We start from the raw sequence: 26,438 nt of genomic DNA on the forward strand, positions 1-26,438 counted from the left end.
GTTTTTATCAGAGCCATCTGGCTAATTCAATTCAGGCCTTGGCTGGAAGACTCAAGCGGGCAACTGCCTCGACGTGCATCGAGTGCGGGAACATGTCCACCGGCTGCACCTCGTCCAGCACGAAGCCCTGCTTGACCAGCCAGGCGAGATCCCGGGCCAGGGTCTGCGGGTTGCAGGAGACATAGACCAACCGGCGCGGGGCCATGGCGACCAGGGTCTGCAGCACCGCCTTGTCACAACCCTTGCGGGGGGGATCCATCACCACCACGTCGGCGGTCACGCCGTCGGCATGCAGCACGGGCATCAGCTGCTCCGCCTTGCCCACGTGGAATTCGGTGTGCTCGATGCCGTTCAGGGCCGCGTTGCGGCGGGCGTCGCTGATGGCGCTCTCCACCGACTCTATCCCCACCACCCTGGCGGCCTTGCCCGCCAGGAACAGGGAGATGGTGCCGATTCCGCAATAGATGTCGAACACCGTCTCGCTGCCGGTCAGCTCACAATACTCCAGCGCCTTGGAGTAGAGCACGTCGGTCTGGCCCGGATTGTTCTGGAAGAAGGAGAGGGGCGAGATCTCGAACTCGAGCTCGTGGATCTTGTCGCGGATCACCCCGCTACCCAGCAGCACCCGGTTCCTGTCGCCCAGGATGCGGTTGGTGCGTTCGCCATTGATGTTCTGCACCAGGGTAGTGACGGGCAGATCGCTTAAGCACGCCAGCAACTCGGCCTCGAACGGCAGCTCCTCGCCCAGGGTCACCAGCACCACCATCAGCTCGCCGCTCTTGAAGCCCTTGCGGGTCATCAGGTTGCGTATGCAGCCGGTGTGGGCCACCTCGTCGTAGGCCGCGACCTCGTGCTCGCGCATCCACTGGCGCACCCGGGCGTTGAGCTCGACGTGGAGCGAGTCCTGCACCGCGCAATCGTCAGCGGTGATGAGATCGTGGGAGTGCTTGCGATAGAAGCCGATCTCGGCCCCCGCCTCGCTGCCGCGCACGGCATACTGCGCCTTGTTGCGGTAGGCGAAGGGACTGTCCATGCCGAGGATGGGATTGACGATGGTCTCGCCCAGCCCCACCTGCTCCAGCGCGCTCTGCACTAGAGTCTGCTTGAGAGCAAGCTGGGCCGGGTAGGCCAGCGGGCGCACCTGGCAGCCACCGCACTCTGTGTTGGGGCAGAAATCGGGCACCCGATCGGCAGAGGGCCCGGTCAGCTCGACCAGCTTGCCATGCAGGTAGTTGGGCTTGACCTCGGTCAACTCGACCAGCGCCTGCTCACCGGGCAGCAGACCCTCGACAAACAGGGGGCGATCGAACAGGCGACCCTTGCCATCCCCCTTGTCGGTCAGTTCCAGAATATCGATCCGATGTTGGTGTCCCACTAACGGCATGAGCGGCTCCGAAGGCGTAGAAGAAAGGGTGGCGGCGGGGCTGACCCGGCGACCCCGAATAAAGGGTGGCAGAGTTTAGCGAAGATCCGCCCAAAATGCAGGCACTAAACCGCCTCTTCATGCAAATAACGACGGGGCCCCTTCCCCACCCCATGGCGCCATAAAAAACCGCCGGGCAATGCCGGCGGTCTCGAGTCAGGGGAAGGGGATCACAGGCTGTAGGCTTTCTCGCCGTGGCTGGTCACGTCCAGACCCTCCCGCTCCGCATCTTCCTTCACCCGCAAGCCGATCAGCAGGTCCACCAGCTTGTAGGCCACGGCGGAGACCAGGGCGGTCCAGACCACAGTCACTCCCACGCCGATCACCTGCACCTTCACCTGGGCCAGGATGGAGTAACCCTCGGCCACCTGGTTGGTCACATAGTCCCAGACCCCGGTGCCGCCCAGATCCGGACTGGCAAACACGCCGGTCAGCACGGCCCCCAGGATCCCGCACACCCCGTGCAGGCCGAACACGTCCAGGCTGTCATCGGCTCCCAGCAGGCGCTTGAGACCGTGCACGCCCCACAGACCGGCCACACCGCTCAGCAGGCCGATGATGAGGGCGCCGCCCACGCCGACGAAACCGGCGGCAGGGGTGATGGCCACCAGACCCGCCACGGCACCGGACACGGCCCCCAGCAGGGAGGGACGGCCCTTCATCGCCCACTCGGCGAAGGTCCAGGAGAGGGCGGCACCGGCTGGCGCCAGCCAGGTGTTGGCGAAGGCCAGGGCCGCCGTGCCGTTGGCTTCCAGGGAGGAGCCGGCGTTGAAGCCGAACCAGCCGAACCACAGCAGGGCGCCACCAATCATGGTCATGGTCAGGCTGTGGGGGGTCATGGGATCCCGGCCGTACCCGACCCGCTTGCCGACCATGAAGGCGCCGACCAGACCGGCAACCGCCGCGTTGATGTGCACCACGGTACCGCCGGCGAAATCAAGGGCGCCATGCTGGAACAGATAGCCCGCGGTGGCACCGGCCGCTTCGGCGGCTGCAGCATCCGTATAGGCATCCGGGCCGGCCCAGTACCACACCATGTGCGCCATCGGAATGTAGGCGAAGGTGAACCAGATCACCGCGAACAGCAGCACAGCCGAGAACTTCATCCGCTCGGCGAAACCGCCGACGATGAGCCCGCAGGTGATGGCGGCAAAGGCCCCCTGGAACACCACATAGATGAACTCGCTGATCCCCACCCCCTTGTTGAAGGTGGCGGCGATGGAATCCGGCGTCACCCCGGCCAGCAGCACCTTGTCAAACGATCCGTAGAAGGCGCCCCCCTCGGTGAAGGTCAGCGAATAGCCGTAAACCACCCAGAGCACGGTGATGAGGCAGAACAGGGTGAACACCTGCATCAGCACGCTCAGCATGTTCTTGGCGCGCACCAGACCACCGTAGAACAGGGCGAGCCCCGGGATGGACATCAGGATCACCAGGGCCGACGCCACCATCAGCCAGGTGTTGTCCCCCTTGTTGATCGTCACGGTCGCGGCAGCCTGTACCACATCCGCCTGTGCGGCCACCTCTTCGGCCCAGCCAGGGGCGGCCATGGTAGCGCTCAACGCCAGCAGGCCAGTCATTACGAGTCTCTTGAACATACAGCCCTCTCCTTGTCGTCCCGGCATCCGGGTCCATTTCCTGATATGAATCTCAAACCTGCTCACTGCCCGCATCCTCGCCGCCATCAGGAGACGATGTCACGGGCTCGTCATGGCGACATGGAAGATGTAAAGCATAAAGCAGGCCAGAAAATATAATTGATTATTTTCAATTGGTTATAATCAACCTCCATCGGCACCGCACCATATTGGAGCATGGCGCCCCGCGACGGGTGGGAATTCGCACTTCGGCTGTGCAGCGCTGGACACCTGCACCAGGATGGCTCAAACGCATGCCGTGCACGGGGCGACAGGGAGCCTGTGCCCCTCGCCAAGGCATTTGCGAAACGAATGAAAAGGCCGGCGCCATGAAGAGCGCAGATGTGTTTTGTGCCCCGTGCGGGGAGAAGGGGCGAGGCAGGTCGTAGGCCCCTACGGCGTCGGGATCACCGGGTTTGACCCCGGCCGTCACATGAAGGCGCCCAGCCTCTGCGATCACTCAGGGGGGCGGCGGCGGATCGCTCAGAATATCGACTGACAAGGGTATGCGCGGCAAAGCAAAAGGCCATCCGCGAGGATGGCCTTTTGTTTTGGAATCTGATGGTGCCCGGGGTCGGACTCGAACCGACACGTATTGCTACGGCGGATTTTGAATCCGCTGCGTCTACCGATTTCGCCACCCGGGCAGCTGCGAGGGATTATACGAATGGCGTTTGGGCATGCAAGGTGTTTTTCTTTCACCCACCGTCGTTTGCTCATTTATTCAACGCCTTGCCGATGCAGGATCAGTTACATAGAATGCCCGCATCATATTAATGGAATAATCACCATGGCCAAGCGCAAGACCCCCTCCTCCCTTCAGCCCCCCGCGCCCCAGCATCGACACCCGTCAGCCGGTCTGCTGCGGCGCCTGGGAGCCCTGCTCTACGACTATCTGGTGGTCATCGCCCTGCTGATCATCGCCGGCTTCATCGGCATGGGGGTGGCACACCTGCTGCTGGCCACCGGCATGGCGACCGTGCCCGAAGGCAAGGATGCGGCCTGGCTGCTCACCAGCCCCCTCTACAGCGCTTGGCTGGCTCTGGTGATCTGCGGCTTCTACACCTGGTTCTGGACCCGTGCCGGCCAGACCATCGGCATGCGAGCCTGGCGGCTGCGCATCCAGAATGTGGACGGCAGCAATATCCGTATCACTCAGGCACTGATCCGGCTCGCGACTTCGGCCTTCGGCCTCGGTAACCTGCTGTGCGTGTTCAACCGCGAGCGGCCGCGCGCCTTCCAGGATATCTGGGCCGAGTGCGAGGTCGTGGTGCTGAGCAAAGAAGAGAATCTGGAACAGCTGAACAAGTGACCGACGCACCTGACGCAATAGAAAGAGGGCACCCATGGGTGCCCTCTTTGCATCTTGTCGCCTCAGACCACGCCGGCTTGCGGCCCAGGATATAGAAGGAAATGCCGCCAGACAGCAGCATATCGGGAGCAATGGCCGCCTTTTGCCAGCGACGCCACCGTCCCTCAGACCGCTACTGCTTGCGGCTCAGGATGTAGAAGGAGATGCCGCCAAAAAGCAGGCTGGGCGCGATGGCCGCCAGTATGGGGGGCACCGCATAGACCAGACTGACGGGGCCAAAGACCCGATCGCTGACGTAGACGGCGAAGCCGGTCATGATCCCCATCAGCATCCGCGCCCCCATGCTCACCGAGCGCAGCGGGCCGAAGATGAAGGAGGAGGCGAGCAGTATCATGGCCACCACGGAGAGCGGCGACAGCAGCTTGCGCCACATCTCCAGCTTGTAACGACCGGCGTCCTGCTTGTTGGCGTCCAGATAGCCGATATAGTCCATCAGACCCGAGACGGGGAGGTTCTCGGGGTCTATGCTGACCACCCCGAGCTGCTTGGGAGTCAGCTCGGACTGCCACTCCATCTGGGCATGCTTTTCATCCAGGACTCGGGTGGGGTCGTCAAAGCGGGTGACATGCACCCCCTTGAGCAGCCAGTGATGCTGCTCGAACACCCCCTCCTGCGCCTGGACCACGTCGATCAGGTTGCGGGACGGCGTGAAGCGGTAGAGGGTGATGCCGGTCAGGGCGCCGTCGTTGCGCACCCCGTTGATGCTGACGAAGTTGTTGCCGTCGCGAGCCCAGACCCCATAGGCCGAGACGGTCAGCCGCCCTTCCGACATGGCGCCCGCCTTGATGTCGTCCGCCATCCGCTTGGCGGCCGGGGCCACGTACTCTCCCATCAGCCCCACCAGCAGCATCAGGGGGATCGCCGTCTTGAGCGCCGCCATCACGATGCTGATCTTGGAGCGGCCCGCCGCCTGCATCACCACCAGCTCGGAGCTGGTCGCCAGCTGGCCCAGACCGATGAGGCCGCCCAGCAGGGCCGCCAGCGGGAAGAAGAGCACCGCCTCTTTCGGCATGGAGAGCAGCACGAAGTAGAGGGCGTTAAGCATGTCGTAGTTGCCTTCCCCGACCGCCTTCAACTGCTCCACGTACTTGATGAGCGCCGCCAGCCCCACCAGGGTCAGCTCGCACAGCAGGATCGACATGAAGATGATCCTGCCTATGTATCTATCGAGAATGCCGAACATCAGCAGAAACTCCTAGGTTGCAGCATCATGCTGACTGTCTCCGGAAGAAGTGCCCCTTCATCCCGTTCCACCAGCTGGTGCCCTGCAGGTTGAGCGGCAGGCCGATCAGCAGCAGATAGACCAGGGGCACCAGGAACATGCCGGGCCAGTGGGGCAGACGCCCGCTGTCGATGGCCGACCGGGCGGCGCTGAGCAGCAGGAAGTAGGAGAGGTAGAGCAGGATGGCCGGCAGCAGCTTGGCGTAGCGCCCCTGACGGGGGTTGACCCGCGCCATCGGCACCACCAGGAAGGTGAGCACCAGGATGGAGAGCGGCAGCGACAGGCGCCACTGCAGCTCCGCCATCAGCTGGTTGTCCTGAGTGCCGAGCAGCGCCATGGTCGGCTTGGCCGCCGCCTTGCGGTTGGAGCGCTCCATCTCCTGCTGGCGGATCACCAGGCTGTACTCGTCGAACTGGGAGATCTGGAACTGGCGGGTATTGAAGTGCCCCTCGTAGCGGGAACCGTCCTTCAGGGTGAGCCACTGCAGTCCGTTGTTGTCGACCGTGACCACCCCTTCCGTCGCCACCACCACCGAGGGCGGCGAGGTGCCTTCGGCCCGTTGCAGCACGAAGATCTTCTGCAGTTCTGAGCCCTTGTCGTTGAGATCCTGGATGTAGGCGACCAGCCGCCCCTTGTCGAGCTCCATGAAACGGCCGGCCTGCAGGAAGGAGATACCCGGATCGGCCTTGAACTCGTCGATCACCTGGTACTCGCGCTCCTTGGCCTGGGGGGCGATCCAGCCGGTGTTGAACGCCGCGACGGCCGCCGTCAGCAGGGCCAGCACCATGGCGCTGCCCATGATGAAACGGTGGCTGAAGCCCACCGCGTGCATCACCGTCATCTCGCTTTCCGCATACAAACGGCCGTGAGCAAACAGAATGGCTAAAAACAGACTGATAGGCAGCATCAATAGCGCCATATTCGGCAGGTTGAGCAGCAGCAGGGTGGAAACCAGGCGCGTCGGCACCTCGCCATCGGCGGCATCGCCGATGATCTGGATAAATTGCTGGCTGACGAAGATAAGCAGCAGCACAAAGAGCACCGCCAGCTGGGTTTTCAGGGTCTCCCTGAACAAATATCGGAAAACGATCACAGTCATTCCCAAGTAAACTTGTGTTTTTAGTCGAATGCCTGAAAAATAGGGCCCTATATTGGATTTTTACCAGTTTGAACTGCGGAGCCTGTGGCTGTTCGCTCCGCCTCTGATACCCCAACAAGCACCGCATTATTCAATAAATGGTGCCTTTTGTCTTTAGGATGTAGGAGATTCCATGGAGTTCAGTGTAAAGAGTGGCAGTCCTGAGAAGCAACGCAGCGCCTGCGTCGTGGTCGGCGTTTTTGAGCCTCGCCGCCTCTCTCCGGTTGCCGAACAGCTGGACAAGATCAGCGACGGCTACCTCAGCTCGCTGCTGCGCCGCGGCGATCTGGAAGGCAAACCAGGCCAGATGCTGCTGCTGCACCAAGTACCGGGCGTGCTCAGCGAGCGCGTGCTGCTGGTCGGGTGCGGCAAAGAGCGGGAACTCGACGAACGCCAGTACAAGCAGATCATCAACAAGACCATCACCACCCTGAACGAGACCGGCTCCATGGAAGCGGTCTGCTTCCTGACCGAACTGCACGTCAAGGGACGGGATACCTACTGGAAGGTGCGTCAGGCGGTGGAAACCACCAAGGCGGGCCTCTACAGCTTCGATCAGTTCAAGACCAACAAGGCCGAACCCCGCCGCCCGCTGCGCAAGCTGGTGTTCAACGTGCCGACGCGTCGGGAACTGACCATAGGCGAGCGAGCCATCACCCACGGCCTGGCCGTGGCAAAGGGCGTGCGCGTCTGCCGCGACGTGGCGAACATGCCGCCCAACGTCTGCAACCCGGCCTACCTCGCCTCCCAGGCCCGTCGTCTGGCGGATGCCTATGACAACATCACCACCAAGGTGATCGGCGAGCAGGAGATGGCCGAGCTCGGCATGAACTCCTACCTGGCGGTGGCCCGCGGCTCCGAGAACGAGGCCATGATGGCCATCATCGAGTACAAGGGCAACGCCGACGCCAAGCCCATCGTGCTGGTGGGCAAGGGGCTGACCTTCGACTCCGGTGGCATCTCCATCAAGCCGGCCGAGGGTATGGACGAGATGAAGTACGACATGGGTGGCGCCGCCTCCGTGCTTGGTACCATGCACGCCCTGGCCCAGTTGCAACTGCCCATCAACGTCATCGGCGTGCTGGCGGGCTGCGAAAACATGCCGGGGGGCAACGCCTACCGCCCCGGTGACATCCTCACCACCATGTCCGGCCAGACCGTCGAGGTGCTCAACACCGACGCCGAAGGCCGCCTGGTGCTGTGCGATGCGCTGACCTACGTGGATCGCTTTGATCCGGAAACCGTGATCGACGTGGCGACCCTGACCGGGGCCTGCATCATCGCCCTTGGCCACCACACCTCTGGCCTGCTGGCGAACCACAACCCCCTGGCCCACGAGCTGCTCAACGCTTCCGAGCAGGCGGGTGATCGCGCCTGGCGCCTGCCCCTGTTCGACGAGTATCAGGAGCAGTTGGAGAGCCCGTTTGCGGACATGGCCAACATCGGCGGTCGCCCGGCCGGCACCATTACCGCCGCCGCCTTCCTGTCGCGCTTCACCAAGAAGTACAACTGGGCCCACCTGGATATCGCCGGGACCGCCTGGAAGAGCGGCAAGGAGAAGGGCTCCACCGGTCGTCCTGTGCCCCTGCTGACCCAGTTCCTGCTCAATCGAGCCGGCGTGGCAGACGTTGAGGATAAAGAGTAAAACCATCCTTGCCCGACAGTCCGTTGCCCCTGCCGAGCCAGCATCTTCCTGCTCAACCGGGCCGGCGTGGCGGACGTCGAAGACAAGGAGTGATGCCCTTCCCCATCGACTCGATGAGCGATGCGAGAAGGCGTTACCCTGTATCACAAGGAAGAGGCTCGCCTCTTCCTTGTTTCATTGAGAACATTGGGATACCGCGCACCGCACGGCGCCCCAGCAGACGGCCAATCGCTGTCCGTCACAGCCAAACGGGACCCACCTGATGAGCCAAGTGACCTTTTACCTGATGAGCCAGCCCGATGATGCGGATGCCTCCGCCGTCGAGCGCCTCGTCTGCCAGCTCGCGGCCGATGGCTGGAGTGGCGGCCACCTCTATCTGTTCTGCGACGACGAGGCACAGGCCCTGCGCCTGGATGAGCTGCTGTGGCAGTTGCCGCCGGATCGTTTCGTGCCGCACCAGTTGCAGGGAGAGAGCGGTCAGGCTCCGGTGGAGATAGGCCATCAGCCGCCACGGCGGCGTTATGCCTGCCTCATCAACCTGGCCCGGCAGACACCTTTGTTTGCAGGACACTTCGCTCAAGTGGTAGATTTTGTCCCCACTGACGAAACGCAAAAGCAGCAAGCCCGCGAGCGCTACAAGCACTATCGCCAGGCGGGCCACACCCTCGAGATGAGGGATCAGCCCGTCCTTGCCGCACCGGATCCGGCGCAGCCCTGACTGCGCCACCCTCGATCCACGACGAATCAACACCAGAATCCATCCATCCATCCAGAATACGGCGAGACCATGGAAAAGACTTTTAATCACAACGCCATCGAACAGGCGCTCTATCAGCACTGGGAAGCCCAGGGTTACTTCAAGCCCCACGGCGACACCAGCAAAGACTCCTTCTGCATCATGATCCCGCCGCCGAACGTCACCGGCAGCCTGCACATGGGTCACGCCTTCCAGCAGACCCTGATGGACACCCTGATCCGCTACAACCGCATGCAGGGCAAGAACACCCTGTGGCAGGCGGGCACCGACCACGCCGGTATCGCCACCCAGATGGTGGTTGAGCGCAAGATCGCCGCCGAAGAGGGCAAGACCCGCCACGATTACGGTCGTGAAGCCTTCATCGACAAGATCTGGCAGTGGAAGGAAGAGTCCGGTGGCACCATCACCCGCCAGATGCGCCGCCTCGGCGACTCCGTGGACTGGGAGCGCGAGCGCTTCACCATGGATGAAGGCCTCTCCGCCGCCGTGCAGGAAGTGTTCGTCCGTCTCTACGAAGATGGCCTGATGTACCGTGGCAAGCGCCTAGTGAACTGGGATCCCAAGCTCAACACCGCCATCTCCGACCTGGAAGTGGAAAACCGCGAGATCAAGGGCCACATGTGGCACCTGCGCTACCCGCTGGCCAACGGCGCCAAAACCGCCGAGGGTCAGGATCACCTGATCGTCGCCACCACCCGCCCCGAGACCATGCTGGGTGATACCGCGGTCGCGGTAAACCCGGAAGACCCCCGCTACAAGGCGCTGATCGGCCAGCACATCCTGCTGCCGCTGGTGAACCGTCTGATCCCCATCGTTGCCGACGAACACGCCGACATGGAGAAGGGCACCGGCTGCGTGAAGATCACCCCGGCCCACGACTTCAACGACAACGAGGTGGGCAAGCGCCACAACCTGCCGATGATCAACATCTTCACCCTGGACGCCCACGTGCGTGCCGAGGCCGAAGTGGTCGACACCAACGGCAACCCCAGCACCGCCTATGACGCCACCCTGCCGACCGAGTTCGCCGGGATGGAGCGCTTCGCCGCCCGCAAGGCCATCGTCGCCAAGCTGGACGAGCTGGGCCTCCTGGCCGAGATCAAGGATCACGTGCTGCAGCAGCCCTACGGCGATCGCGGCGGCGTGCCCATCGAGCCCATGCTGACCGACCAGTGGTACGTGCGCGTGGCGCCCATGGCCAAGACCGCCATCGAGGCGGTGGAAGATGGCCGCATCCAGTTCGTGCCCAAGCAGTACGAAAACATGTACTTCTCCTGGATGCGCGACATCCAGGACTGGTGCGTCTCCCGTCAGCTGTGGTGGGGTCACCGCATCCCTGCCTGGTATGACGATGCCGGCAACGTCTACGTGGGCCGCAACGAGGACGAAGTGCGCGCCAAGCACAGCATCCCGTCCGTGACCACCCTGCGTCAGGACGAAGACGTGCTCGACACCTGGTTCAGCTCCGCCCTGTGGACCTTCTCCACCCTAGGCTGGCCGAACAACACCGAGGCGCTCAAGACCTTCCACCCCACCGACGTGCTGATGAGCGGCTTCGACATCATCTTCTTCTGGATCGCCCGGATGATCATGATGACCATGCACTTCATCAAGGACGAAAACGGCCAGCCGCAGGTACCGTTCAAGACCGTCTACATCACCGGCCTCATTCGCGACGAAGAAGGCCAGAAGATGTCCAAGTCCAAGGGCAACGTGCTGGACCCCCTCGACATGATCGACGGCATCTCCCTGGAAGATCTGCTGGAGAAGCGCACCGGCAACATGATGCAGCCCCAGATGGCCGAGAAGATCGCCAAGCGCACCGCCAAGCAGTTCCCGGAAGGGATCAATGCCCACGGTACCGACGCCCTGCGCTTCACCCTGGCGGCGCTGGCCTCTACCGGTCGTGACATCAACTGGGACATGAAGCGCCTGGACGGCTACAACAACTTCTGCAACAAGTTGTGGAACGCCTCCCGCTACGTGCTGATGAACACCGAAGATCAGGATTGCGGCTTTGCCGGTGGCGAGATGCAGTTCAGCCTGGCGGATCGCTGGATCCAGTCCCAGCTGCAAGTGGCCATCCGTGACTTCCGTACCGCGCTCGATACCTACCGCTTCGATATCGCGGCAGGCGTGCTGTACGAATTTATCTGGAACCAGTTCTGTGACTGGTATCTGGAGCTGACCAAGCCGGTGCTGACCAAGGGCTCCGAGGCCGAGCAGCGCGCTGCCCGCCACACCCTGGTGACCGTGCTGGAAACCCTGCTGCGTCTGGCGCACCCCATCATCCCCTTCATCACCGAGACCATCTGGAAATCGGTGGCCCCGCTGGCTGGCGTACACGCCGACACCATCATGATTCAGGCTTTCCCGGAATTCGACGCCGCCAAGGTGGACGAAGCCGCGATGGCGGATCAGGAGTGGGTGAAGGAGTTCATCGTCAGCATTCGCAACATCCGCGCCGAGATGAACGTGGCACCGAGCGTGCCCCTCAACGTGCTGCTCCAGTGCGATGCCAAGGATGCCGAGCGCGCCCAGGACAACGAGGCCTTCCTCAAGTCGCTGGCCCGTCTGGAGTCCATCCGCGTGCTTGGCGAAGGTGAAACCGCCCCCCTGTCGGTGAAGAAGCTGATCGGTGCCACCGAGCTGCTGATCCCGATGGCCGGTCTCATCGACAAGGAAGCCGAGCTGGCCCGTCTGGCCAAAGAGGTAGCCCGTCTGGTGGGCGAGTGCGGCCGCATCGAAGGCAAGCTCGGCAATGAGGCCTTCGTCGCCAAGGCGCCGGACGCCGTCATCGCCAAGGAGCGCGAGAAGCTGGACGATTACCGTCTCCAGCTGACCAAGCTGGAGGCCCAGCAGGCCGAGATCGCGGCGCTCTAAGCGATCCACCCTGCTCGCCACAAGCCCCCGTCCATCGGGGGCTTTTTCTTGTCCGGCCCCCACCTAAGCGGGCCTGGCCCTGTCCCGCTGCCGCAACCGGGGTAAGCCCCCTCGTGGAGCAACGCCGCCAACCCGGGAGGCGTATTGAAAAATTCACGAGCCAAATCACTTCCTTTCACAAGCGCATCGCCCGCAAATTCATTACACTGCCAGCGACCTTTTCTACCGGGAGTGCTGCTGCAGTATGGAAATATTGATCCTGCTTGGATTGATTTTGCTCAATGGTGTCTTTGCCATGTCGGAAATCGCCATCGTCACCGCCCGCAAGGCGCGTCTTGCCAAGATGGCCAGCGAGGGCAGCGGCGGTGCCGCCATCGCCCTCAAGCTGGGCGAGGATCCGACCCATTTCCTCTCTGCCGTCCAGATCGGCATCACCAGCATAGGCCTGCTCAACGGTATCTACGGCGAATCCCTGCTGGCGCAACCCTTCGCCCTCTGGCTGCAGGAGTGGGGGCTCTCCCCCAAGAGCAGCAGCCTGCTCGCCACCGTCATCGTCGTGGTGCTGGTCACCTATCTCTCCATCGTCGTGGGGGAGCTGGTGCCCAAGCGCCTCGGCCAGCTCAGCGCCGAGCGCATCGCCTGCCTGGTGGCCCGTCCCATGCTGTGGCTGGCGACCCTGACCCGCCCCTTCGTCTGGCTGCTCTCGGCCTCTACCAACGCCAGCCTGCGCCTGATGCGGGTCGATCAGAGCAGCGGTGCCAACGTCACCCAGGAGGAGATCCACGCCATGCTGGTGGAGGGCTCAGAGGCCGGGGTGATCGAGGATCACGAGCACACTATGTTACGGAACGTGTTCCGCCTCGACGAGCGCAGCCTGGCCTCCCTGATGGTGCCGCGCAGCGACATCCGCTACCTCGACCTGTCGCTGCCGCTGGAGACCAACCTGCAGCGCCTGGTGGAGTATCGCCACAGCTTCTTCCCGGTCTGTGACGGCAGCCTGTCGGATCTGGTGGGCATCCTCAACGTCGGCAAGGTGCTGCACGCCTACATCAAGGGGGAGCCCATCGATCTCGCGGCCCTGACCCAGGATGGCAGCCTGCTGCCGGAGACCCTGAACGGCCTGGAGCTGCTCAACCATTTCCGTACCCACGCCGAGCACATGGTGCTGGTGGTGGACGAATATGGCGAGCTGCAGGGGCTGGTCACCCAGCAGGATCTGCTGGAAACCCTGGCCGGCGACTTCCAGCAGGAAGGCGGCGAGGACAACTGGGCCTTCCGGCGCGCCGACGGCAGCTGGCTGCTCGACGGCCTGATCCCGCTGCCCGAATTGAAGGACTGCCTGGAGCTGGTTCGACTGCCGGAAGAAGAAAAACATCACTATCACACCCTCGGAGGGCTTATCATGCTGCTCCTTGGCCGCCTTCCCCAGACCGGAGACCTGGTCACCCTGGAACAGTGGCAACTGGAAATAGTGGATATGGACGGCCTGCGCATCGACAAGGTGCTTGCCATGCCCTTGACCGACCAACCCAGCTAACCTGCGGAGTTTGCATGTATGGAGCAGTTTTACCACCTGGCTCACGCCTTCATTAATCAGGATCTGGCGACCCTTTCCAATCCCAATATGGTCTTCATGGTCTATGTCGTCCTGTTGACTTTTCTGGTGCTGGAAAATGGCTTCATCCCGACCGCCTTCCTGCCAGGGGACACCCTGCTGATCCTGACCGGCGTGCTGATCTATCAGGGGGTGCTGCCGCTGGCGGTCGTACCGCTGCTGATCCTGGCCACCTTCTTCGGCACCTGGCTTGGCTACATGCAGGGGCGCTTCCTCGGTCATACCCAGATGTACCACAGGCTGATGTCCCACCTGGATGACAAGCACAAGGAGAAGGTGCACTACCTGCTCAACAAGTACGGCATCATCACCCTGATCACCGCCCGCTACATCGCCTTCGTGCGTACCGCCTACCCCTATATCGTGGGTGCCAACGAGATCCCGCAAGGACGTTTCCTGGTGGTCAACCTCATCAGCTCCATCATGTGGATCTGCCCCCTGGTCGGGCTGGGTTACTACCTGAGTCACACCAAGCTGGCCGCGCAGTATGAGTCCCAGTTTCTCAGCATCATCCTCTATCTGCCCGTGGTGTTGCTGGTGGGCGGGCTCATCGCCCTGGTCTGGCGCTGGTGGAGCAAACGCAGGGCCAGCGTCTCCAGAGAGTGAGACCAAGAGGAGGGTCGCCGTCAGGCGGCCCTTTTTTATGGAAATAGTGACGAATTCCGCCCGGCCGCTCTTGTAAAGCGAGGGCAAAAATGAGTGAATCTAGCGCCTTTTTTCGCTGTGGATGGAGTCGGTTGTATGAGGTGTTGGATTCGCGCAATCGCGCTGTTGTGTGGCTTGATCGGAATGCTGGGGCTGCCCGCAGCCATGGCGGCCCCCAACCCGGCCAAGCTGCAGCTCAAGTCGGGCAGCGCCCTGGTCATGGACATCAACACCGGCAAGACGCTCTACCAGAAGAACCCTGCCCAGGTCAGGCCCATTGCCTCCCTCACCAAGCTGATGACGGCCCTGGTGGTGCTGGATGCCCGCCAGAACCTGAATCAGACCCTGACCATAGATCAGAACGACAGGGACAACATCAAGCACACCTACTCCCGGGTGCGCATGGGCACCAAGGTGACCCGCCGCGACGCCCTGCATCTGGCGCTGATGTCCTCCGAGAACCGTATGGCCTCGGCGCTGGCCCGACACTATCCGGGTGGCCGCTCCGCCTTCATCCGCGCCATGAACAACAAGGCCAAACAGCTCGGCATGCGCAACAGCCGTTTCTATGACTCCACCGGCCTGTCGACCCGCAACGTCTCCACCGCCCGGGATCTGGCCAAGCTTATCGCCGCCGCCTATCGCCAGCCGCTGATCCGCCAATTCACCCAGGACACCAGCAAGGAGATGCGCTTCACCAAGCCTGCCTACAGCCTGATGTTCAACAACACCAACCCGCTGGTGAAGAACCCGGACTGGGACGTGCGCCTCTCCAAGACCGGCTACACCGACGAGGCGGGCCGCTGCCTGCTGATGCGCGCCAAGCCGGACCGCCAGGAGCTCGCCATCGTACTGCTCAACTCGGTGGGCAAGCGCACCCCGGTCGGCGACGCCAACCGTATCCGCAAGTGGCTGAAGAGCTGAGTTCGTCCCATCAAGACCTGAAAGGATGCTGCGGCATCCTTTTTTATTGGCCGCCGAAGGGCAACTGACGGCTGCCAGCGCGGTTATGGTGACGAGCCGCATGTGCTCTATGGTGAGTGGCCTGCAAGGCGCTGATGCGGCACGGGATAAGGAGGGTGAGGCAGGAATGAGGTGGAAATGGATACAGTGTGGATCCGGCCCATAAAAAAACAGCCCCGACCTAAGTCGAGGCTGTCTGTATGGTGCGCCCGAGAGGATTCGAACCTCTGACCACCTGGTTCGTAGCCAGGTACTCTATCCAGCTGAGCTACGGGCGCTCATAACTTGTTGCACTGCTTGATATATGGTGCGCCCGAGAGGATTCGAACCTCTGACCACCTGGTTCGTAGCCAGGTACTCTATCCAGCTGAGCTACGGGCGCTCACAACTTGTTGCACTGCTTGAAACATGGTGCGCCCGAGAGGATTCGAACCTCTGACCACCTGGTTCGTAGCCAGGTACTCTATCCAGCTGAGCTACGGGCGCTCATAAATCATTGTATTCGCTTGAAATGGTGCGCCCGAGAGGATTCGAACCTCTGACCACCTGGTTCGTAGCCAGGTACTCTATCCAGCTGAGCTACGGGCGCCCTGATTTAAAGCGATAAAAAAAGCTTACTCAACAGTAAGCCTTTTCTAGCGTACCGACCTGCTGACGGTCGATACATGACTCATCGTGAGTCGAATATGGTGCGCCCGAGAGGATTCGAACCTCTGACCACCTGGTTCGTAGCCAGGTACTCTATCCAGCTGAGCTACGGGCGCAAAATGGCGGAGAAGGGGGGATTCGAACCCCCGATGCGGGTATAAGCCGCATACTCCCTTAGCAGGGGAGCGCCTTCAGCCTCTCGGCCACCTCTCCGTTTGCGGGGCTGATAATACTTCACAGGGATTTTTAGTCAAACACTTTTTTGGAGAAAACAGCGTGTTCGCTCAGCATTTGGTCAAAGCGTGGAATATTCAAGCAATATCGACACTTACCCCGCAGTTTCGCGCCCTGCGAGGGGATTTGCAGGGCCCGGAAAAACAAAAGGCGACACCTGGGATGTCGCCTTGAGACTGCCACTGGAATGGCTTAGAAATTCGGTTGGCCCGGGACTTTCTCGGCCTGTATCCGCATGTAGATCTCTTCGCGGTGCACGGAGACCTCTTTGGGTGCATTCACACCGATACGAACCTGGTTACCCTTAACGCCCAGCACGGTGACAGTCACTTCGTCACCGATCATCAGGGTTTCCCCTACACGACGAGTCAAAATAAGCATTCGCTTGCTCCTGTATCCTGTTTTGTATTTATATCGATATGCGCCATTATCTTACAAAGATACCGATATGGTAAATGGTTGAAACTAAATCAATCAGGGATTGTTCCCCAAGGGCTGCTCATGAGGCTCATTATCCAGCCCGAAGGCCGAGTGCAACGACCGCACGGCCAGCTCCAGGTACTTCTCGTCAATCACCACGGATATCTTGATTTCAGAGGTGGAGATCAACTGCATGTTGATCCCCTCCTCGCCCAATACCTTGAACATGGTGCGCGCGACGCCGGGATGATTCCACATGCCGACCCCGACGATGGAGACCTTGGCGATCTCCCCGTTGCCCTGCACACAGGCGGCCCCCAGTTCGGTGGCGGTCTGCTCCAGCAGGGCGCGGGCCCGGCGATAGTCATCGCGATTCACCGTGAAGGTGAAGTCGGCGGTGCCATCCCCCATGGTGTTCTGCACTATCATGTCGACATCTATGTTGGCGTCGCTGATCGGATTCAAGATCTGCGCGGCCACCGTCGGCCTGTCCGGCACACCCAGAATGGTCAGGCTGGCCTCGTTGCGATTGAACGCAATGCCGGATACCAGGGGTGCTTCCATCCTCTCACCTCCATATGTGATTAAGGTTCCCTCTCCGTCGACAAAACTCGACAGCACCCGCAGCGGTACGCGGTACTTGCCCGCGAATTCCACCGAACGGATCTGCAGCACCTTGGCCCCCAGACTCGCCATCTCCAGCATCTCCTCGAAGGTGATGGTGGAGAGGCGGCGTGCCTTGGGCTCGATGCGCGGATCCGTGGTATAGACCCCATCCACATCGGTAAAGATCTGGCATTCATCGGCCTTGATGGCTGCCGCCACGGCAACCGCCGTGGTGTCCGAACCGCCTCGGCCCAGGGTCGTGATGGCGTTGTGCTCGTCACGTCCCTGGAAGCCGGCGATCACCACCACCTTGCCCGCGCCGAGTTCGGCCTGAACCTGCTCGGTGTCGATGTGGGTGATGCGCGCCTTGCCATAGGCGGAATCGGTGTGGATACGGACCTGATCGCCAGTCATCGAGACCGCCGGGCAACCGCGCTTGTTCAGCGCGATCGCCAGCAGCGCTATGGTGACCTGCTCACCGGTCGAGATCAGCACATCCATCTCGCGCCGATTGGCATCCTGATCCAGCTGCTGGGCCATGCCCAGCAACCGGTTGGTTTCGCCCGACATGGCGGAGACGACCACCACCACGTCATGTCCCTGGGCCCGAGTCAGCTGAACGCGATCGGCGACCGCCTCGATCCGCTCCAGCGTACCCACCGAGGTACCGCCGTACTTCTGTACATAGAGTGCCACAGATCACCTCGCCCGCTTACAGGCGCTCTTCCAGCCAGGAGTGAACGGATTGCAGCGCCGCCGGCACCGCCTCGGGCTGGGTTCCCCCCGCCTGGGCCATGTCGGGACGACCACCGCCCTTGCCACCCACCTGCTGGGCCACCAGGTTGACCAGCTCACCGGCCTTGACCTTGGCGGTCAGATCGTTGGTGACGCCGGCAATCAGGTTGACCTTGTCATCGCTGCTGGTTGCCAGCAGCACGACACCGGACTTCATCTGGTTCTTCAGCTCGTCCAGCATGCCGCGCAGAGACTTGGGATCGGCCCCTTCCAGCGCCGCGACCAGCACCTTCTGGCCCTTGATCTCGATGACCTGGCTCAGCAGATCGCTGCCGGCCTGGGCCGCCAGCTTGGCCTTGAGCTGCTCCAGCTCGCGCTCCATCAGCTTGGCCTTGTCCATCAGCTGGCGCACCTTGTCGGCGATGGAGAATTGATCCCCCTTCACCAGGGCGGCCGCCTCTTCGATCTGCTCCCCCAGCTGGTGCATGAAGTCGATGGCGCCCTTGCCGGTCACCGCCTCGATGCGGCGCACGCCGGCGGCGATGCCGCTCTCGGCGATGATCTTGAAGAAGCCAATGTCACCGGTGCGCTTGGCATGGGTACCGCCGCACAGCTCGGTGGAGTAGTCGCCCATGCGCACCACGCGCACGTCGTCTTCGTATTTCTCGCCGAACAGGGCCATGGCGCCGGCCGCCTTGGCGGCATCCAGGTTCATCAGCTCGGTGTTGACGGCGTGGTTGGCACGGATCTGGGCATTGACCAGCTCTTCAATGCGGCGAATGGTCGCCATGGTCAGCCCTTCGAAGTGGGAGAAGTCAAAGCGCATGCGCTCGGCTCCCACCAGCGAGCCCTTCTGGGTCACGTGCTCACCCAGTGCCTGGCGCAGGGCCGCGTGCAGCAGGTGAGTGACCGAGTGGTTCAGGGCCACGGCCTGGCGGCGATCCCCATCGACCACGGCCTCGACCTCGGCGCCCTTCTCCAGGGTACCCAGCTCCAGGTAGCCCTTGTGAATGATCGCCTTGCCCGCCTTCTGGGTATCGGTCACCGCGAAGATGCCGTCATCCACTTTCAGGATGCCGCTGTCACCCACCTGACCGCCGGATTCGGCATAGAAGGGGGTCTCTGCCAGCACCACCACGGCCTCTTCGCCCGCGATCAGGCCGCTGACCTCGACGCCATCCTTGTAGATGCCGACCACTTGGGTCATTTGGCTCAGCTGTTTGTAGCCGGTGAAGGGGGTCTCGAAGTCGAGTTTCAGGACGTCGTTGTAGTTCACGCCGAAGCTGGACGCCTCTTTCGCGCGGGCGCGCTGCTTCTCCATCTCCGCCTTGAAGCCCTCTTCGTCGATACCGATCTCGCGCTCACGCACCACGTCGGCGGTCAGGTCCGCCGGGAAGCCGTAAGTGTCGTACAGCTTGAAGACCACCTCGCCCGGGATCACCTTGGCATCGCCGAGGTTGGCCAGCACGTCTTCCAGTAACAGCAGACCGCGGTCCAGGGTGCGGACGAACTGCTCTTCCTCGATGCGCAGCACGCGCTCGACCAGCGGCAGCTGGGCGATCAGCTCGGCTGCCACGTCCTTCATCTGCACCGCCAGCTCGGCGGCCAGCTTGTAGAAGAAGACCTCGGTGGCCCCCAGCTTGCGACCGTGGCGCACGGCACGGCGAATGATGCGACGCAGCACGTAGCCGCGGCCTTCGTTGGAAGGCATGACGCCGTCCGCCACCAGGAAGGCGCAGGAGCGGATGTGGTCCGCGATGACGCGCAGGGACTGGTTGCTCAGATCCGTGGTGCCGACGATCTCGGCCGCCTTCTTGATCAGCGCCTGGAAGATGTCGATCTCGTAGTTGGAGTGCACCCCCTGCATGATGGCGGAGATACGCTCCAGCCCCATGCCGGTGTCCACGGACGGACGGGGCAGCGGCTCCATGGTGCCGTCAGCCTGACGGTTGAACTGCATGAAGACCACGTTCCAGATCTCGATATAACGGTCACCATCCTCTTCCGGGGAACCGGGAGGGCCGCCCCAGATGTGGTCGCCGTGGTCATAGAAGATCTCGGTGCAGGGGCCGCAAGGACCGGTATCACCCATCTGCCAGAAGTTATCGGATGCAAAGGCGGCACCCTTGTTGTCACCGATGCGCACGATGCGATCGGTCGGTACGCCGATCTCGTTGGCCCAGATGTTGAAAGCTTCGTCGTCCGTCTCATACACGGTCACCAGCAGGCGCTCTTTGGGCAGCTTGAGGGTACCGGTCAGGAATTCCCAGGCAAAACGAATGGCGTCCTGCTTGAAGTAGTCACCGAAGCTGAAGTTGCCCAGCATTTCGAAGAAGGTGTGGTGACGCGCGGTATAGCCGACGTTTTCCAGGTCGTTGTGCTTGCCGCCGGCCCGCACGCAGCGCTGGGCCGTGGTGGCGCGATTGTAGGCACGCTTGTCGGCGCCAAGGAACACGTCCTTGAACTGGTTCATCCCTGCGTTGGTGAACAGCAGGGTCGGGTCATTGTGCGGTACCAGCGAGCTGGAAGAGACAACCTGGTGCCCCTGGGTGCGGAAATACTCGAGAAACGCGGCGCGTATCTCTGACGTGGACATATACATGGAAAATCCTGCTTGATTCGAATACGGACTTTTAACCGCATTAATGTAAGTTTTCTGCCGGGTAAAGTAAAACGCGCGGGCCCGTCGCGGGTGAAAAAGCCCCCAAGGTTCGGGACTGCGGCAGCACGCCAGACAGGAGCAGGCGGTGAGGGGAGTCGGCTGGGTGGCGGATCATGGCCCCCTTGTCATCAGAGACAGGATAAAACAGGGAAAATGCCCTCTCCCTTCTTCACGGGACACAGGTTCCCCCCTGACCAGGACTAGCCCTTCATTCGCTCCCCTGCTGCATGGCAGAGATGGCATAACGCGCCTGATCCTGGGTAAAGCCCCGCCCAAGCAGATACTTGAGCCACTTCATCCGCAGCTTGAAGTCATCCAGTTCGGCGACGCTGGCACGCCGCTCGAGCAGGGCGAACGCCAGTTCGAACCAATCCAGCGCGGGCTGCTCGAAGGCAGCATCGATCTGGCCATCATCCAGCCCCTTGCGGCGCAGGTCGAAGCGGATCTTGAGGGGGCCCTGTCCCTTGGCGGCACCGGCCCGCACCGCCATGGCGCCATAGCGCTCGTCATTGACCCAGTTGTAACCGCGGCAGTGGTCGAGCACCGCCTCGATCACCTCTTCCTGGTAGCCCTGCTGACGCAGGCGCCTGGCCAGTTCAGACTCGGCGCTCTCCCGTCGGGCCAGGCTGCGCATGGCATAGGCACGGGCGGCCGCCAATTGCTCTTCAAAGGTCGGTTCGACCGGCTCGGTAACGGATTCATCAACCATAAATGACAAGGCCGGGTATCCACCCGGCCTTTCCTGTTCCTTATTCGAACTCTTGTTCGTTTTCGGCTTCGTACTCGTCGTACTCGGCAGCGGGAGCCTTCTCTTCCACAGGAGCGGCACCGGAGAGCAGCAGCTCGCGCAGCTTGGCTTCAACCTCAGCGGCCAGCGCCTTGTTCTCGGAGAACAGCTTCATCACGTTGGCCTTGCCCTGGCCGATCTTCTCGCCGTTGTAGCTGTACCAGGCACCGGCTTTGTCGATCAGCTTGTGCTTGACGCCCAGGTCCACCAGTTCGCCTTCCTTGGAGATGCCGGCACCGTAGAAGATCTGGAACTCGGCCTGCTTGAAGGGTGGGGCCACCTTGTTTTTGACCACCTTGACGCGGGTCTCGTTGCCGACCACTTCGTCCCCTTCCTTGATGGCGCCGGTACGGCGGATGTCGAGGCGAACGGAGGCATAGAACTTGAGGGCATTACCACCCGTGGTGGTCTCCGGGCTGCCAAACATGACGCCGATCTTCATCCGGATCTGGTTGATGAAGATGCACAGGCAGTTCGCGTTCTTGATGTTGGCGGTCAGCTTGCGCAGGGCCTGGGACATCAGGCGGGCCTGCAGGCCGACGTGGGAGTCCCCCATCTCGCCCTCGATTTCCGCTTTCGGGGTCAGGGCGGCCACGGAGTCGACGATGATGACGTCGACGGCGTTGGAGCGCACCAGCATGTCGCAGATCTCCAGGGCCTGCTCGCCGGTATCCGGCTGGGAGATCAGCAGGTCATCGACGTTGACGCCCAGCTTGGCGGCATAGATGGGATCCAGCGCGTGCTCCGCATCGACGAAGGCGCAGGTCTTGCCCTTGCGCTGGGCCTCGGCGATCACCTGCAGGGTCAGCGTGGTCTTGCCGGAGGATTCCGGGCCATAGATCTCGACGATGCGACCGCACGGCAGACCGCCGATCCCGAGCGCCACGTCCAGGGAGAGGGAGCCGGTGGAGATGGCTTCGATGTCCATGGTCTTGCTGTCGCCCAGACGCATGATGGAGCCTTTGCCAAACTGCTTTTCGATCTGGCCCAGCGCAGCCGCCAGTGCCTTCTGTTTGTTCTGATCCATGCCAATCTCCGCTGGGAATCGTGAGTAAGAAGTGAAGTTGGGCTAAGTATACTGTTTATGCATACAGTATCAAGCCCAATTTATTTGAGCAGGGCCAGGAGGCCGGACAGGGCCTGTCTGACCGCCTGTTGGCGAACCTGATGGCGATCCCCGTCGAACCGGGCGAGCAGGGAGTGGTGACGGCCGGTGCGATCCGCCCAGGCGAACCAGACGGTGCCGACCGGTTTCTCCTCGCTGCCGCCACCTGGCCCGGCGATGCCGCTGACGGCCACGCAGATCCCCGCATCCGAGCGGGCCAGACAGCCCCGGGTCATCTCCAGCACCACGGCCTCGCTGACGGCGCCGTGGCGCAGCAGGCTGTCGATGCTGACCCCCAGCATCTGCTGCTTGGCCTCGTTGGTGTAAGTCACAAAGCCGCGATCGAACCAGGCCGAGCTGCCGGCGATATCCGTGATGGCGGTGGCGACGCCGCCCCCGGTACAGGACTCCGCCGTGGCGGCCAGCCAGCCTCGCGCCATCAGCGCGTCCCCCAGTTCCTGGGATAACCGGGCTATCTCCGTCTCAAGTCCCATCATAGTGCCCTCCGCTGGCCCTCTCGGGCGAAATATGGCGCTCATTATGCAATTGCCCTGCCCCCCCGGGCAACCGACCGGGGGGCAGGCTGCGTCAGCAAGTTGTCACCGCTTAAGCTCCAGTACATGGGGGCTCCCTATAATCAGCAGGCACCGCCATGCGTGCGGTTTCTATCCGATGAGAACAAGGAGAAAGTCAGATGAAGCATCCGTTCAGAGTCGCCATGACAGCCCTGGCAATGTGCATCGCCACCAGTGCCTTCGCCACCGAGAGCAACGCCGAGCTGCAGAGCGAAACCACCCTGGCACAGGAGCTGAACCTGTCCAGCGCCCAGGTGGAACAGATCAAGGGACTGCGCGAACAGGCGACCAAGGAGCTGAGTTCGGTCAAGCTCGACGCCATCGGCCAGGACGTGATCGTCAACATGATCAAGTCCGGCAAGTGGGACGAGGCGGCGGCCAAGAAGCAGTTGCAGACCATCAGCGACGTACAGGCGCAGGCCCGCTACTACCGCGCCCACTACCTGTTCGAGGTGAGCAAGGTGCTGACCGCCGAGCAGAAAGCCAAGCTGCACGAGATGCTGACCGGCAGCGAGGCCATGTACTGAGTCCTTGCCCTGACCAGAATCCCCGCGTCAAGGCGGGGATTTTGCTTTCTTCCATGACCCGCACACTCTTGACCGCATCCCCCGGCGCCTCATCAGATCCCTTCTTCACGGCACCCGGCATGTCGCAAAATCCGCCCCCCAAAACCGAGATAACCCCTCACCATCCCGGCCCGACCATGTAGAATGGCCCCCAGATTCAGACCATTGCGGCACAGGCTTGCCCGCAAGAACACCTTCTGGAATAGCACATGACAGCACAATACCAGGCGCCAGGCGCAGCCCTCAGCGCCCACACCCCCATGATGCAGCAGTACCTGACCCTCAAGGCCGAGAATCCGGAGATCCTGCTGTTCTACCGGATGGGCGACTTCTACGAGCTGTTTTATGACGATGCCCGCAAGGCCTCCCAGCTGCTCGACATCTCCCTGACCAAGCGCGGCCAGTCGGCCGGCAGCCCCATCCCCATGGCCGGGGTGCCCTATCACGCCATCGAGGGTTATCTGGCCAAGCTGGTGCAGCTCGGTGAATCTGCCGCCATCTGCGAACAGGTGGGGGATCCCGCCACCAGCAAGGGGCCGGTGGAGCGCAAGGTCATTCGCATCATCACCCCGGGCACCGTCTCCGACGAGGCGCTGCTCAGCGAGCGGCAGGACAACCTGATCGCCGCCGTCTACCACGATGGCCGCCGCTTCGGTTACGGCACCCTGGATATCGGCTCCGGCCGCTTCTTCATCAACCAGTTCGAGAAGGAAGAGACCCTGCTGGCCGAGCTGCAACGCACCAATCCGGCCGAGCTCCTCTACCCCGAATCCTTCGCCTTCCTGCACCACGTCGAGGGTCGCCGCGGTCTGCGCCGCCGCCCGGAGTGGGAGTTTGAGCTGGGCACCGCCCGCAAGCTATTGTGCCAGCAGTTCGGCACCCAGGATCTGGTGGGCTTTGGGGTCGAACAGAGCGAGACCGCCCTGTGCGCCGCCGGCTGCCTGATGCAGTACGTGAAAGACACCCAGCGCACCGCCCTGCCCCACATCCGCGGCGTGCGCCTCGAGCAGCCCGATCATGCGGTCATCATGGATGCCGCCACCCGCCGCAATCTGGAGCTGACCCAGAACCTGGCGGGGGGCTATGAAAATACCCTGGCCGAGGTGCTGGACCGCACCGCCACCCCCATGGGCAGCCGCCTGCTCAAGCGCTGGATCCACCAGCCGATCCGCGATCGAGTGATCCTCAAAGGCCGTCAGAGCACCATCAAGGAGCTTATCGAGCAGAACCTCTACGACGAGCTGGGCGGATTGCTGCGCCAGGTCGGCGACGTGGAGCGGGTGCTGGCGCGCCTGGCCCTGCGCTCGGCCCGCCCGCGCGATCTGACTCGTCTGCGTCAGGCCTTCGCCCAGTTGCCGGAGCTGCAGCGCCTGCTGGCGGGCAGCGAGCACGAGGCGGTGCAGCAACTGCGCGAGCGGGCCAGCACCTTCCCCGAGCTGCATGACCTGCTGGAACGCGCCGTGATGGAGGTGCCGCCGGTGCTGATCCGCGATGGCGGCGTCATTCGTGAAGGGTTCAACGCCGAGCTGGACGAGCTGCGGGATCTGGCCAACGGCGCCACCGCCAGCCTGGCCCGCATCGAGGAGCGCGAGCGGCTGCTGACCGGCATCAACACCCTCAAGGTGGGCTACAACAAGGTGCACGGTTTCTACATCGAGGTGAGCCGCGCCAACAGCCACCTGGTGCCAGCCCACTACATCCGCCGCCAGACCCTCAAGAACAACGAACGCTACATCATCGATGAACTGAAGAAATACGAGGACAAGGTGCTCACCGCCCAGGCCCAGGCGCTGGCGCTGGAGAAGCGCCTCTACGAGGAGCTGCTCGATGCCCTGCTGCCCCACCTTGGCGAGCTGCAGGAGTCTGCCGCCGCCCTGGCGGAGCTGGACGTGCTGGCGAACCTGGCGGAGCGGGCCGAGACCCTGGACTACCGCTGCCCGCAGCTGGTCGACGAGGATCAGATCCTGATCGAGGCGGGGCGCCATCCGGTGGTGGAGCAGGTGATGACGGACCCCTTCATCGCCAACCCCATCCGGCTGGAGCGGGATCGGCGGATGCTGATCATCACGGGCCCCAACATGGGCGGTAAATCCACCTATATGCGCCAGACCGCGCTCATCGTGCTGCTGGCCCATATCGGCGCCTTCGTGCCCGCCGACAGCGCCCGCATCGGCCCCATCGACCGCATCTTCACCCGCATCGGGGCGTCGGATGACCTGGCATCGGGCCGTTCCACCTTCATGGTGGAGATGACCGAGACCGCCAACATACTCAACAACGCCACCGCCCGCAGCCTGGTGCTGATGGACGAGATCGGCCGCGGCACCAGCACCTACGACGGCCTCTCGCTGGCCTGGGCCTGCGCCGAGCAGCTGGCGAGCAAGATTGGCGCCTATACCCTGTTTGCCACCCACTATTTCGAACTGACCCGGCTGCCGGAGCTGATGAGCGGGCTGGCCAACGTCCACCTCGATGCGGTGGAGCACGGCGACACCATCGCTTTTATGCACGCGGTGCAGGAGGGGGCGGCCAGCCGCTCCTATGGCCTGCAGGTGGCGGCGCTGGCGGGGGTGCCGAAATCGGTGATCCAGCAGGCCCGCCACAAGCTGGCGGAGCTGGAAAGCGCCACCCCGGCCCCCGCCGGCGAATCTCGCCCGGCCCCGGTGGCCATGGCGCCCCAGAGCCATCCGGTAGTCGATGAGCTGGAAGCGGTGCGCCCGGACGAGCTCAGCCCACGTCAGGCGCTCGACCTGCTCTATCGCCTGAAGCAGATGCTGTAAGCACCGACCGTCGCTCAGAC

The 26,438-nt window shown here is 62.6% G+C and carries 19 protein-coding genes and 7 tRNA genes; 9 read left to right on the plus strand and 17 right to left on the minus strand.

The window, feature by feature from the left end; translation table 11 throughout:
* Positions 1-31: 31 nt before the first annotated feature.
* The 3 genes from rlmD to AB5Y72_RS01310 all read right to left on the minus strand — a co-directional run bounded on the left by rlmD (position 32) and on the right by AB5Y72_RS01310 (position 3,707).
* Positions 32-1,384, minus strand: coding sequence for a 23S rRNA (uracil(1939)-C(5))-methyltransferase RlmD (rlmD, locus tag AB5Y72_RS01300; protein ID WP_368198463.1), 1,353 nt, complete (start codon positions 1,382-1,384; stop codon positions 32-34).
* Positions 1,385-1,593: 209 nt separating this feature from the next.
* Positions 1,594-3,021 carry an ammonium transporter gene (amt, locus tag AB5Y72_RS01305; protein WP_368198465.1) on the minus strand — a complete coding sequence of 476 codons (1,428 nt, stop codon included), beginning with the start codon at positions 3,019-3,021 and terminating at the stop codon, positions 1,594-1,596.
* Between the two features lie 601 nt (positions 3,022-3,622).
* A tRNA-Leu gene (locus AB5Y72_RS01310) sits at positions 3,623-3,707 on the minus strand.
* Between the two features lie 143 nt (positions 3,708-3,850).
* Here AB5Y72_RS01310 and AB5Y72_RS01315 point away from each other — a divergent pair.
* A complete protein-coding gene (locus tag AB5Y72_RS01315) occupies positions 3,851-4,372 on the plus strand; it encodes an RDD family protein (RefSeq protein ID WP_042079352.1) in 522 nt (173 codons plus the stop codon).
* A 172-nt stretch (positions 4,373-4,544) separates the two neighbouring features.
* On the opposite strand, the gene lptG is transcribed toward AB5Y72_RS01315, so the two are convergent.
* Both lptG and lptF read right to left on the minus strand, forming a co-directional pair.
* Entirely contained in the window at positions 4,545-5,615 is a 1,071-nt protein-coding gene (gene lptG, locus AB5Y72_RS01320) for an LPS export ABC transporter permease LptG (protein ID WP_368198467.1), read from the minus strand.
* Between the two features lie 25 nt (positions 5,616-5,640).
* Complete coding sequence (lptF, locus tag AB5Y72_RS01325) at positions 5,641-6,753, minus strand: LPS export ABC transporter permease LptF (protein ID WP_042079354.1); 1,113 nt, start codon at positions 6,751-6,753, stop codon at positions 5,641-5,643.
* Between the two features lie 172 nt (positions 6,754-6,925).
* Between lptF and pepA the strand changes: the two genes are divergently transcribed.
* From pepA to pbpG, 6 genes are all read left to right on the plus strand, one after another.
* Entirely contained in the window at positions 6,926-8,437 is a 1,512-nt protein-coding gene (pepA, locus tag AB5Y72_RS01330) for a leucyl aminopeptidase (protein ID WP_042079355.1), read from the plus strand.
* 262 nt (positions 8,438-8,699) lie between these two features.
* Complete coding sequence (locus tag AB5Y72_RS01335; RefSeq protein ID WP_368198468.1) at positions 8,700-9,155, plus strand: DNA polymerase III subunit chi; 456 nt, start codon at positions 8,700-8,702, stop codon at positions 9,153-9,155.
* A gap of 69 nt (positions 9,156-9,224) precedes the next feature.
* Positions 9,225-12,077 (plus strand): valine--tRNA ligase, encoded by a 2,853-nt coding sequence (locus tag AB5Y72_RS01340; protein ID WP_368198470.1) that lies wholly within the window; start codon positions 9,225-9,227, stop codon positions 12,075-12,077.
* Between the two features lie 244 nt (positions 12,078-12,321).
* Positions 12,322-13,614: a hemolysin family protein gene (locus AB5Y72_RS01345; RefSeq protein ID WP_042079358.1), complete on the plus strand. Its 1,293-nt coding sequence runs from the start codon at positions 12,322-12,324 to the stop codon at positions 13,612-13,614.
* A gap of 18 nt (positions 13,615-13,632) precedes the next feature.
* Entirely contained in the window at positions 13,633-14,298 is a 666-nt protein-coding gene (locus AB5Y72_RS01350; protein WP_042079359.1) for a DedA family protein, read from the plus strand.
* Positions 14,299-14,433: 135 nt separating this feature from the next.
* A complete protein-coding gene (gene pbpG, locus AB5Y72_RS01355) occupies positions 14,434-15,261 on the plus strand; it encodes a D-alanyl-D-alanine endopeptidase (RefSeq protein ID WP_325783642.1) in 828 nt (275 codons plus the stop codon).
* Positions 15,262-15,501: 240 nt separating this feature from the next.
* On the opposite strand, the gene AB5Y72_RS01360 is transcribed toward pbpG, so the two are convergent.
* The 12 genes from AB5Y72_RS01360 to pncC form a co-directional block, all read right to left on the minus strand.
* Positions 15,502-15,578: transfer RNA gene (locus tag AB5Y72_RS01360), tRNA-Arg, on the minus strand.
* Positions 15,579-15,605: 27 nt separating this feature from the next.
* A tRNA-Arg gene (locus AB5Y72_RS01365) sits at positions 15,606-15,682 on the minus strand.
* Between the two features lie 27 nt (positions 15,683-15,709).
* Positions 15,710-15,786 (minus strand) — tRNA-Arg (locus tag AB5Y72_RS01370).
* A gap of 26 nt (positions 15,787-15,812) precedes the next feature.
* A tRNA-Arg gene (locus AB5Y72_RS01375) sits at positions 15,813-15,889 on the minus strand.
* A 98-nt stretch (positions 15,890-15,987) separates the two neighbouring features.
* Positions 15,988-16,064, minus strand: a tRNA-Arg gene (locus AB5Y72_RS01380).
* Positions 16,065-16,068: 4 nt separating this feature from the next.
* A tRNA-Ser gene (locus AB5Y72_RS01385) sits at positions 16,069-16,161 on the minus strand.
* Between the two features lie 213 nt (positions 16,162-16,374).
* Positions 16,375-16,563, minus strand: a complete 189-nt coding sequence (gene csrA, locus AB5Y72_RS01390) for a carbon storage regulator CsrA (protein ID WP_005315760.1) — start codon at positions 16,561-16,563, stop codon at positions 16,375-16,377.
* Between the two features lie 93 nt (positions 16,564-16,656).
* A complete protein-coding gene (locus AB5Y72_RS01395) occupies positions 16,657-17,904 on the minus strand; it encodes an aspartate kinase (protein WP_325783641.1) in 1,248 nt (415 codons plus the stop codon).
* Between the two features lie 16 nt (positions 17,905-17,920).
* Entirely contained in the window at positions 17,921-20,545 is a 2,625-nt protein-coding gene (alaS, locus tag AB5Y72_RS01400) for an alanine--tRNA ligase (protein ID WP_042079362.1), read from the minus strand.
* Between the two features lie 268 nt (positions 20,546-20,813).
* The gene (locus AB5Y72_RS01405; RefSeq protein WP_325783646.1) at positions 20,814-21,314 is read right to left on the minus strand and encodes a regulatory protein RecX; all 501 of its coding nucleotides are present in this window, start codon (positions 21,312-21,314) and stop codon (positions 20,814-20,816) included.
* 40 nt (positions 21,315-21,354) lie between these two features.
* Positions 21,355-22,419 (minus strand): recombinase RecA, encoded by a 1,065-nt coding sequence (gene recA / locus AB5Y72_RS01410; protein ID WP_042079364.1) that lies wholly within the window; start codon positions 22,417-22,419, stop codon positions 21,355-21,357.
* Between the two features lie 80 nt (positions 22,420-22,499).
* Positions 22,500-22,991, minus strand: coding sequence for a nicotinamide-nucleotide amidase (pncC, locus tag AB5Y72_RS01415; RefSeq protein WP_042079410.1), 492 nt, complete (start codon positions 22,989-22,991; stop codon positions 22,500-22,502).
* Positions 22,992-23,191: 200 nt separating this feature from the next.
* Here pncC and AB5Y72_RS01420 point away from each other — a divergent pair, with 200 nt between their 5' ends.
* Positions 23,192-23,599, plus strand: a complete 408-nt coding sequence (locus AB5Y72_RS01420; protein ID WP_279987015.1) for a Spy/CpxP family protein refolding chaperone — start codon at positions 23,192-23,194, stop codon at positions 23,597-23,599.
* 248 nt (positions 23,600-23,847) lie between these two features.
* A complete protein-coding gene (mutS, locus tag AB5Y72_RS01425; protein ID WP_325783640.1) occupies positions 23,848-26,418 on the plus strand; it encodes a DNA mismatch repair protein MutS in 2,571 nt (856 codons plus the stop codon).
* Positions 26,419-26,438: the final 20 nt, after the last annotated feature.

The sequence above is a fragment of the Aeromonas sp. R7-4 genome, from assembly GCF_040908055.1.
Taxonomy (GTDB): Bacteria; Pseudomonadota; Gammaproteobacteria; order Enterobacterales; family Aeromonadaceae; genus Aeromonas; species Aeromonas sanarellii.

Coding starts and splice junctions, on each gene's coding strand:
- rlmD (WP_368198463.1), bottom strand. CDS start 1,384: ATGCCGTTAGTGGGACACCAACATCGGATCGATATTCTGGAACTGACC.
- amt (WP_368198465.1), bottom strand. CDS start 3,021: ATGTTCAAGAGACTCGTAATGACTGGCCTGCTGGCGTTGAGCGCTACC.
- AB5Y72_RS01315 (WP_042079352.1), top strand. CDS start 3,851: ATGGCCAAGCGCAAGACCCCCTCCTCCCTTCAGCCCCCCGCGCCCCAG.
- lptG (WP_368198467.1), bottom strand. CDS start 5,615: ATGTTCGGCATTCTCGATAGATACATAGGCAGGATCATCTTCATGTCG.
- lptF (WP_042079354.1), bottom strand. CDS start 6,753: ATGACTGTGATCGTTTTCCGATATTTGTTCAGGGAGACCCTGAAAACC.
- pepA (WP_042079355.1), top strand. CDS start 6,926: ATGGAGTTCAGTGTAAAGAGTGGCAGTCCTGAGAAGCAACGCAGCGCC.
- AB5Y72_RS01335 (WP_368198468.1), top strand. CDS start 8,700: ATGAGCCAAGTGACCTTTTACCTGATGAGCCAGCCCGATGATGCGGAT.
- AB5Y72_RS01340 (WP_368198470.1), top strand. CDS start 9,225: ATGGAAAAGACTTTTAATCACAACGCCATCGAACAGGCGCTCTATCAG.
- AB5Y72_RS01345 (WP_042079358.1), top strand. CDS start 12,322: ATGGAAATATTGATCCTGCTTGGATTGATTTTGCTCAATGGTGTCTTT.
- AB5Y72_RS01350 (WP_042079359.1), top strand. CDS start 13,633: ATGGAGCAGTTTTACCACCTGGCTCACGCCTTCATTAATCAGGATCTG.
- pbpG (WP_325783642.1), top strand. CDS start 14,434: ATGAGGTGTTGGATTCGCGCAATCGCGCTGTTGTGTGGCTTGATCGGA.
- csrA (WP_005315760.1), bottom strand. CDS start 16,563: ATGCTTATTTTGACTCGTCGTGTAGGGGAAACCCTGATGATCGGTGAC.
- alaS (WP_042079362.1), bottom strand. CDS start 20,545: ATGTATATGTCCACGTCAGAGATACGCGCCGCGTTTCTCGAGTATTTC.
- AB5Y72_RS01405 (WP_325783646.1), bottom strand. CDS start 21,314: ATGGTTGATGAATCCGTTACCGAGCCGGTCGAACCGACCTTTGAAGAG.
- recA (WP_042079364.1), bottom strand. CDS start 22,419: ATGGATCAGAACAAACAGAAGGCACTGGCGGCTGCGCTGGGCCAGATC.
- pncC (WP_042079410.1), bottom strand. CDS start 22,991: ATGGGACTTGAGACGGAGATAGCCCGGTTATCCCAGGAACTGGGGGAC.
- AB5Y72_RS01420 (WP_279987015.1), top strand. CDS start 23,192: ATGAAGCATCCGTTCAGAGTCGCCATGACAGCCCTGGCAATGTGCATC.
- mutS (WP_325783640.1), top strand. CDS start 23,848: ATGACAGCACAATACCAGGCGCCAGGCGCAGCCCTCAGCGCCCACACC.